Annotated in this window: 8 protein-coding genes; 1 reads left to right on the top strand and 7 read right to left on the bottom strand. The window is 51.9% G+C overall.

What is annotated here, in order from left to right; translation table 11 throughout:
* A partial coding sequence (locus tag K5905_RS21890; RefSeq protein WP_297587733.1) for a GFA family protein occupies positions 1–364 on the top strand: 364 nt, incomplete at its 5' end.
* A gap of 212 nt (positions 365–576) precedes the next feature.
* Here the strand turns inward: K5905_RS21890 and K5905_RS21885 are convergent.
* From K5905_RS21885 to K5905_RS21855, 7 genes are all read right to left on the bottom strand, one after another.
* On the bottom strand, positions 577–987 hold the full coding sequence (locus tag K5905_RS21885) for a type II toxin-antitoxin system VapC family toxin (protein WP_297587730.1): 411 nt from the start codon (positions 985–987) through the stop codon (positions 577–579).
* Positions 988–995: 8 nt separating this feature from the next.
* A complete protein-coding gene (locus K5905_RS21880; RefSeq protein ID WP_297587728.1) occupies positions 996–1,223 on the bottom strand; it encodes an antitoxin in 228 nt (75 codons plus the stop codon).
* Between the two features lie 110 nt (positions 1,224–1,333).
* A complete protein-coding gene (gene repC / locus K5905_RS21875) occupies positions 1,334–2,695 on the bottom strand; it encodes a plasmid replication protein RepC (protein ID WP_297587724.1) in 1,362 nt (453 codons plus the stop codon).
* Between the two features lie 116 nt (positions 2,696–2,811).
* Positions 2,812–3,816, bottom strand: a complete 1,005-nt coding sequence (gene repB / locus K5905_RS21870; RefSeq protein WP_297587722.1) for a plasmid partitioning protein RepB — start codon at positions 3,814–3,816, stop codon at positions 2,812–2,814.
* Between the two features lie 62 nt (positions 3,817–3,878).
* Positions 3,879–5,078 carry a plasmid partitioning protein RepA gene (gene repA, locus K5905_RS21865; RefSeq protein ID WP_297587719.1) on the bottom strand — a complete coding sequence of 400 codons (1,200 nt, stop codon included), beginning with the start codon at positions 5,076–5,078 and terminating at the stop codon, positions 3,879–3,881.
* Positions 5,079–5,453: 375 nt separating this feature from the next.
* Positions 5,454–6,062 (bottom strand): methyltransferase type 11, encoded by a 609-nt coding sequence (locus tag K5905_RS21860; protein WP_297587716.1) that lies wholly within the window; start codon positions 6,060–6,062, stop codon positions 5,454–5,456.
* Between the two features lie 82 nt (positions 6,063–6,144).
* Positions 6,145–7,284, bottom strand: a complete 1,140-nt coding sequence (locus tag K5905_RS21855; protein ID WP_297587713.1) for a DUF3560 domain-containing protein — start codon at positions 7,282–7,284, stop codon at positions 6,145–6,147.
* Positions 7,285–7,912 lie beyond the last annotated feature (628 nt).

The following is a 7,912-nucleotide window of genomic DNA, read 5'->3' as shown; positions in this document are numbered from 1 at the left end:
CATCTTTGAGGCCGACAACTTCGCTATTCTTTCCGGTTCTCCCAAAATCTACGATCAAGTGTCTGTAGGGTCGGGAAAAGTGGTCCATGTCCATTTTTGCCAGGACTGTGGCACGAAACTCTGGCTCAGTTTCGAACGATTTCCAGATGCGATTGGCATCTATGCCGGGACTTTCGATGATCCATGCTGGTTTCCGATTACCCCAAAGCAGTCGAAGCACATTTTTCTTGGTGTTGCCCGATCAGACACCGTTATCCCACCTGGCCTGCCGACCTTTTGTGAACACGCAACAACAAATGAAGGAATCCCACAAGAGGTAACGGTGTTCGAGGTTTGCCATCAGATCAGTGATGTCAAAGCGTAACATGTACGTTTTGTCCCGCATCTTGCCATTTAGGCGCGACACAACGAATGGCAACTGCTCTTAGCTGTTGTCTGATTGTTCTGAACTTTGTCCAGTTTTGAACACTCGAACCCGTAATTCAGATAGATAAAGGGTTGGCCGGCTTCGCAAGCTTGCGGCAATAAGTGACCAATGAAAGGCGGGCCGACATGATCCCTTCGGTGACGGCAAAGTCAGTGCTGGTTTTCCATCCAATTGTCGAGGTCCAGCCCTTCAACGCGTGAGTAGTGCCGCTGATTGTTTGTCACGAGCACAGCACCAATCGACATTGCATGAGCAGCGATCATTGTGTCATTGACGCCTATGGGAGTGCCTGATGCAAACAATCTTGCTTGGAGTGACGCGAACCTGTCTGCCTCGGTTGTTGACCAGTCTGCAATAAAATCGAGCCGATCGGAAAACTCGTCAATAAGCCGGTGATATTTCTCGCTTGCCTGAGAGCGTTCAGCCCCGAGGCGCAGCTCGGCGTAAGTGATAACGGAAATACAAATGTCGTGCCCCTGCTCAACCTGTGTTTCCATCTTGGCCAGCAGTCCTGCCGGCGTTTGCTTCATGATGTAGCTGCAGATATCCGTATCGATCATGTAGAGCGTCAAAACTTCACCCTTTCGACGTCCATCAAATCCGGACGATCCGTCATGAAGTCCTGATCTGCGTTGCCTGCTGCTGCAAGACTGGTCCATGACTTCCGGATCGGTTCCAGGATAAGCTTATCGCCTTCTTTTCGAACCGATACTTCACTAATTCCCTTGAACGCGAAATCCTTCGGAATCCGCACCGCCTGGCTGCGCCCATTTGTAAAAAGCTTGGCTGTGGTCATCGTCTCACCTCCTTCGGCATATCACCAGCATATACTTTATATAGTATATCCCAAGCATATACCAAATTTTCTCGTTCAGCCTCTCCCATACAATCGGCGCACCCACAGACCTAAACCAACCCATGCAGTGATTTATGCAGGTGCAGCTTGCCTTCCCCTGCCCTATCGATCATTGCGCGGAAATAACCGCCCAGAGACGTAATCTGCTCCGGATCCCTCAACGCCTTCTCGGCGACGACAACCAGGCAGGCCGCCGCCAGATATTGCCCCTGGCGCTCAACAGCGTTTTGGTATCCGGCCGGACTGAGCCCGATCAGAATGCGTAACTGATCCGCGGCCCCACACAGATCCGACCAGTTTGTGAAGGAAAGTCCGGTTTCAGTTTGAACCTGCGAACAGGCTGACTGAATTAGGCCTATGGAGACACCATCGAGATTGGTTTCTGCCCGTTTGCCTCGCTTGAACCTGTCCGCTTGTGGTTTCGGTGGTTGAGTTTTCGAATGCCCGCCGCAAGGCTCTTTTTCTAGAGCCATTTCAACGGCGTAGCCGTTGTCGGAAGGAAATTTAGTGTCTTGCTCGTTAGAGCAAGTCCGCTGTTTATTACTTTTTAGAGAGTCGGGATGGGTTGTAATAAATAAAGGGCTGACATCAATGTCACCCGCGCATGACATATCTTCTTGTTTTGATTCTATTTCCTTTGTTTCCAGCAGCCTCAGAGCTTCTTCATAAAGGGCTTGCAAACGCTCTGCCCGATCAAACAGGCTCAACTCTGACCGTCCAAGCAGATATTGCGCCTGAGCCACGCATTCCTGGAACGTCTCGGCGTCTACCCCAGCCATATCGGCGATTGCACGGGAAAAGCGGGTCATCGCACGTCTGGCTTCCTGTTCAGCTTTCAGACGGCGCTGGAAAGCGTCTGCCTGGGCTTTGAAAGCTTGCAGATTGAAGCATGCTGGTGTGAAGTCCAGGCCGTATGCCTGTTCTGCCTGCCCTCCCCTGCCGCGATAGACATAACGACGGCCGGTAGGGCTGTCTCGATAAGCCAGGACGCCTGCTTCGACGAGTTTCTTCAAACAGCGGGTCACCGTACGCGAAGTACGACGGGTGTATTCGGCCAGCCTTTGATTGGAGATCGCCACAACAGGGCGTCGGCCAGGCTTGAAATCATCCGACTGAACCAGGCCGAGCAGAATATCAAGCACGTGATAAGCGGTACCATCGATGCCAAGAGCCGGCGCGACACGCTTCAGGACAAGCGAAATATCTTTTTTTGAGACTTCCGGCCGGTTGTCCTGCGCAGCCAATTGCGCACTCGCAAGAATCCCGACAGATACTTTGCGGAAACTCGCAATCTGTTGAGTTGAAGACATACGTCCTCCTTCGCCGGAAGCAGTTCTATGCAGCCGGTCGTTCAAAATTTTGATGCGAGACAAGCAAAAAGGCGCAACAAACCGTTCTTTGCCGAAAGACAAAGCTTGCTTTGCGCGGCAAGTGATTCTAGAATCTCAAATGCTACAGAGAGATCTTAGGCACTCGTGCTTATCTCATTAAGGACCCGCCCCAGTGGCGGGTTCTTTGCTTTCAAGAGCTACTCATTTCTCCCCTCCCCTGAATTGAACTCAGCAAAAAGCCGGTCAAGATTCTTGGCTATGAAGTCTCCAAACTCCCCTGCTGAAGCAGCATTGATTTTCAGCTGAAACCCACTGTTTGATCGCTGAATATTGGCCGCGAGGCTTTTGTCATCCGAAGTCCAAGTGGTCTTTTTAACGCGCGCTTTGCTACGAGCCTTTGCAGTACGCCCCGTGTCCTTGACTGCCTTTAAAAGCCATTCAAATCGCTCGTTCGATTCAAGTTCCGCGAAGTCAGGGTCTCTAATTTTTTCCAATGCAACATTCGACACTTTGGGATTGAGAACGAGTCGTTTCATCTCTTCCCAACGGTCTCGTCCAATTTTCTTAGCTGCTCCGATTGCATAAATAATCTTGTGGTCAATCGTGGATGCAACGGAGAGCATTCGGGACGCCAAAGCATCATCAATCGACAAGGCCGATTTAATTGTCTCTCGCGTCTGTCCCATGCCTTCAAGCTTTGCTGCAGCCATCGATTTTTCGATAAAGGACAAATTCGAGCGTGCACTGTTTTCTTGTCCTTGGGCGACGACGTGAGCGATATCTTCGATTGATTTGACGACAGCTCGTACTTTGATCCCAAGACGTTTCGCACATCTCCAACGTCGATGACCGAACACGATCATGTATCGTTTTTCGTCTTCGGGATGTGGTCGTACCAATATCGGTGTTGAATTGTAGCCATCCCGCTTAATGGCTTCCAAAAGCGCCGCGTCCTCTTGCTCATCCTCTTCAATTCGATCAACAAAGAAGGATTCGTCAATGTCGTCCGGGTCGAGTGATAAGATCACGTCGCCTTTCGCAACAAGTTTGGCGTTTTCCGCGATATCGCCTAGTGACTTTTGCATTGCTCTAGACGCACCACGCCGCACGTAAGCTGCACGTGTTCTAACGTCTTTTTCTGGTTGCTGTAGCGTATCGCTATCTTGTCCAACTAGTTCAGAAAGTGAGTGCTTTCGGCTCATCGGCTCTTATCCGCTTTGATTTCAAACAGTTTTTGCGCCACTTGTACGGCTGACAAAAGAAATCACGTTCGTCCCCAGGCGCTATGAATGAGATCTCTGATCTCTTCGTTGACACCGTTCAATGCTCCGATCGCACGGTCATAAGTTCCACGATTGAATTGAGCTTTTTCAATCTCGTAGACGGTCTGTTTGGTGATGCCGGCATCTGAGATTGCCGTCGATTTCACCATTTCGTGGGACAGAACCAGTTTGGGAAACAACGCACGAAGGAAGCCAACCATTTGCATTTGTGGCCCGTCTTGTGGCTCAAAGCGGGTCACAAGGTATCGGAACCACTTGAGGTTCATGTCTGCACCTGCTTCCTTGATACTGCCAAGAATGCTGCCCAGCATTAAGAGGAACTGGCTCATAGAAAGAATGTCGAGCATCTGAGGGTGCACTGTCACCAAAACCGACGTTGAGGCCGTTAGCGCTGTAAGTGTCAGATAACCGAGTTGCGGAGGACAATCGATCACGACGACGTCATACTCGTCATCGACTTCTTTCAATGCCTCTGAGATGCGAAGAAAGAAGAGTTGTCCCGCTGAATTTTCCCTTTTACCGGCCTCAACGGGAGTATCGTATTCATACTCTTGAAGATCCAAGCTTGCCGGTACGATGTGAAGATTGGGAAAGTTTGTCTGCTGAATGACGTCCCGGATACTTGCCCTGTCCTCGTCGTATCGCAACGCTTCATAGAGCGACTGCGTGCCATCTAACTCTGGCTGGATCCCGTGCAGGGCTGAAAGAGAGGCTTGCGGGTCAAGATCGATCGCAAGCACCCTGTGGCCAGTTAGCGCGAGAAACTGCGCCAGATGCGACGCGGTCGTAGTTTTCCCACTGCCACCTTTGAAATTGACAACAGAGATGACCTGCAATTCCTCGCTATCGTCTCTGCGTGGATCGTACTTTTTTGGACCACCTTTGGCCCGCTCAGCCATGAACTTGCGCAGCTCTAGAATCTGCTCGGCAGTATAGAACCGCCGTCCTGATGAAGAAGTTGTTGGTGTCGGCCCTTCACCTGCTAGGTGAAGCTTTTTGATATTAGATTGAGTAACCCCAAGGAAATAAGCAGTTTCGGCAAGAGAGAAAGCACGGAGCCCCTTCTTTGCATTTGGAGGAAACTGCTCCATACGCAAGATATTGAGCTTATCGGAGATCAACTCGCCTTGCGCGAGGATCATTTGATCGAAAGTGGTTTCGGACTCTGATATAACGTCCATTGCTCATCACCCGGTATAGTAACGCTTTTTAGGCGAAAAATTCCATATAACGGGAATATGCCGAATTGAGAGACTTACGCAAGCAATATTTGGTTAACCGAAATTAACACCTTTTGCGAGAAACGTCAGTAGAAATGACATTGCACGCACCTTTCTGTTTGTCAGCCGTACAAGAGACGAAAAAACTTAAATAAATCAAAGGCTGAATCTCTGAATGCGCAATTTAGCCCGATTCAACCAAGTGGATCAGGACCGGAGATTAGGTGTCAGGTGTCGGTTGAAAACCAGTGTGGGTCTACCTGATCGGAAGCACTGGGTCGCGAGTAAACGCGAATCTCTGCTGAGAGATTCGCGACTACCGACTCGGCACAGCTCCTAACTTTCCTTCACAAAACGTATTATCTTTGACCGGACCGTGCAGGTGGAAAACGTGTCTTCCGGCAATGTCTCAAGCGTCTCTGCGTCCTCGTTTTCGTAAGTGATGGGCACAAGGGCGACAATCACGGCGGGTTCGTCGTGACCGTTCCGGCCAAGAAGCGACAAGGCGGCTTTGATGTGCTTGCGCACCTGGGAGAAAGGCGGGTTCATGATGATGCGTGGAAACTCAACCTTGCCTTTGACCTCATCCGCATATTCCAGAAAACACGCCTGAATGACCGGGACGCCAAGCTTACCAACTTGGGCCGCAAGCTTGTGGTGCCGCTCGACGGTGCAAATCTCATTTTGACTATGACCACTTGCCAGCAAAGCCGATACTAGCGCGCCAGTCCCGGCGCTCGGCTCCAAGGTGTTGTAGTCACCCTGCGGTCCAAGGTATTCGACCATGCGGCGGGCCACTGCGAACGGCGTCACATGGCATTCGCTGAATTTGCCGACGACAAGCGGCTCGTTGATTTCCGGGGCTTTGGGAATGGCCCGGCTGTTGCGGCGCTGAACCGTAATGAACATTGGTTTGCTGGGGCGCGAATAGACTGATTTCTTCATGATTGGCTTACCTGGAAACGAGTGTTTGAGTTCGGTTTAGTGGGGGTAAAAATTTTTACCCCCCTCTCCCCTGTCGGGTGCTTCAAGCGGCTTCGGACTGCGCTTTAAAGCCATCAGGAGCAGGGTGAACTTTGCTGTCAGTGAGGAAGACGGCGACGCGTGGCGCGGAAAAGCCCGGCCCTTTGTATTCGGGATCTGGAGCAACCTTAAAACGGAAGTTCCCGCAAACACTGTTTTCTACCCAGCGAGACTCTTTGTGGACTGCGCTGTATTCTGCCTTGGTCATTTCGACCTGGCGGAACTTTCTTTCCTGATCGTTGTAGCCCCGACTAGGCGAAACCAATTCCTCCGCTCTGAAATTCAGGATCGGCGGCAAACCCGGTTTCTTTGCTGGTACGGTGTAACCGACCGCCTGCATCAGATAGCGCCATTCGTCCGCGCTCAAATCCAGCGTTGTTGAATTGGCGAAGTGAAACGGCAACGTTACTGAGCTGGTCAGCTCAAAGCCTCTTTCACTAGTCTTGCCCTGGGGCTTATGGGCTCCGTGTTCACGGGCGAAACCCTGCAGGATGACCGGTGTCAATTCGCCTTCGTAGCGCTCGACCGATCCCAGCAAATCACGTTCGTAAGCGAGGCGGTTTAAAATGTGATTGATCCAGCGGCGGCGGGATTGGTTGTCAATGATGGACTGCGAAGTGCGCATGGAAATGTCCCGCAATTCCTGAGCGGTCATTTTCCCCTCACGGAACGCCCGCTGATGGTCCCAATAACAGAGAGAGCCACTTTTAAGGTGCATGTCTGAGAGTTTTTCGATTGCTTCGTCTGACGTCGCCCTTTCCCAAATCTTCAGACACATGGCCGCATGGTTGAGAGTGCGTTGGCATTCACGCAGATCAGCAAGCAATGTCTTGATACGGTTTGCCCTGACGCGGGGATTGTTCTTCATGTTAGCGAAACGCTCAACGCCAGCAGCTTTCCATTGCCAATACTGAACGGACTTTGCAGCCCTGACAGATTTGTCCATGGCGTTGTGCATGCGCTCTTGCGTCTTCCGCGCTTTGCGCTCCGAGTGATGCCCTACAAGGATAGGCTGGCCCATATAGAACGCTTGGCTTAGATCGTCAGCGGCCTTCATGAATGCGTTTGATTCACAGTCCCGCTTGTCCGCAAGAGCATCCAGGCGCTCGGCCTTTGCCTCGGCCCGCTCTGCAATCGTGGTCATTTCCGGGTCAATCTCGCCAGCAAACTCAAGACAGAAGTCTTCGCGGGCAGGGGTCCATTTCGGGGCTACAAACAATTCTTGTTTCGGTGCCCACTTGAAACCCATTTCTCTAAAGCGGGCGTATGTTTCCGCATCAAGCCTGTAGTCGACATAGATACGCAGTTTGTTGTCTTCCGGGCTGTAGGTTGCTGTGAAATTGTCTTGGTTCATTGGTTTGCTCCGTTTCCTGACTTCGCCGAGTTGGCTCGTTTCATTTTCCGCGTCGTCGGAAACGGGGCGGCAGGTCAAGGACCGGAAGCGGGGAGGGGCATCACCCACGCGCACAAGCGAAGCGCGGAGCGTGGGGAAACCCCGCAGCAGGCCGCGGAGCGGTTTATCCTTGACCTGACGGGGGGCGGAGCCCCTTCGAAGTGAAGATGACCGGCTTTCAGCCGGACTTTGTTCCAGGTGAAGGGAGCGGGTCAGGTTCGGAGAAGAAACGCGATCGGACCGGACTGCCGGTGCGATCCTGTTGCTTTGGAGGACCTGGACCGCGCGCCGCAGGGCGCAGCCCTGGCAAAGGATCAGCCCGGCCCGTCAGGGCTGGTCCGCTCGAACGGCTTGAATATTGAAATTTCGGCGAAAACTG

The sequence above is a fragment of the Roseibium sp. genome, assembly GCF_025698965.1.
Classification (GTDB): Bacteria; Pseudomonadota; Alphaproteobacteria; order Rhizobiales; family Stappiaceae; genus Roseibium.
This window is presented reverse-complemented; position numbering and strand designations above follow the sequence as displayed.

What these genes read in the sequence shown, in the direction of transcription:
- K5905_RS21860 (WP_297587716.1), bottom strand. Translation starts at nt 6,062, where the DNA reads ATGAAGAAATCAGTCTATTCGCGCCCCAGCAAACCAATGTTCATTACG.
- repB (WP_297587722.1), bottom strand. Translation starts at nt 3,816, where the DNA reads ATGAGCCGAAAGCACTCACTTTCTGAACTAGTTGGACAAGATAGCGAT.
- repA (WP_297587719.1), bottom strand. Translation starts at nt 5,078, where the DNA reads ATGGACGTTATATCAGAGTCCGAAACCACTTTCGATCAAATGATCCTC.
- K5905_RS21880 (WP_297587728.1), bottom strand. Translation starts at nt 1,223, where the DNA reads ATGACCACAGCCAAGCTTTTTACAAATGGGCGCAGCCAGGCGGTGCGG.
- K5905_RS21885 (WP_297587730.1), bottom strand. Translation starts at nt 987, where the DNA reads ATGATCGATACGGATATCTGCAGCTACATCATGAAGCAAACGCCGGCA.
- K5905_RS21855 (WP_297587713.1), bottom strand. Translation starts at nt 7,284, where the DNA reads ATGACCACGATTGCAGAGCGGGCCGAGGCAAAGGCCGAGCGCCTGGAT.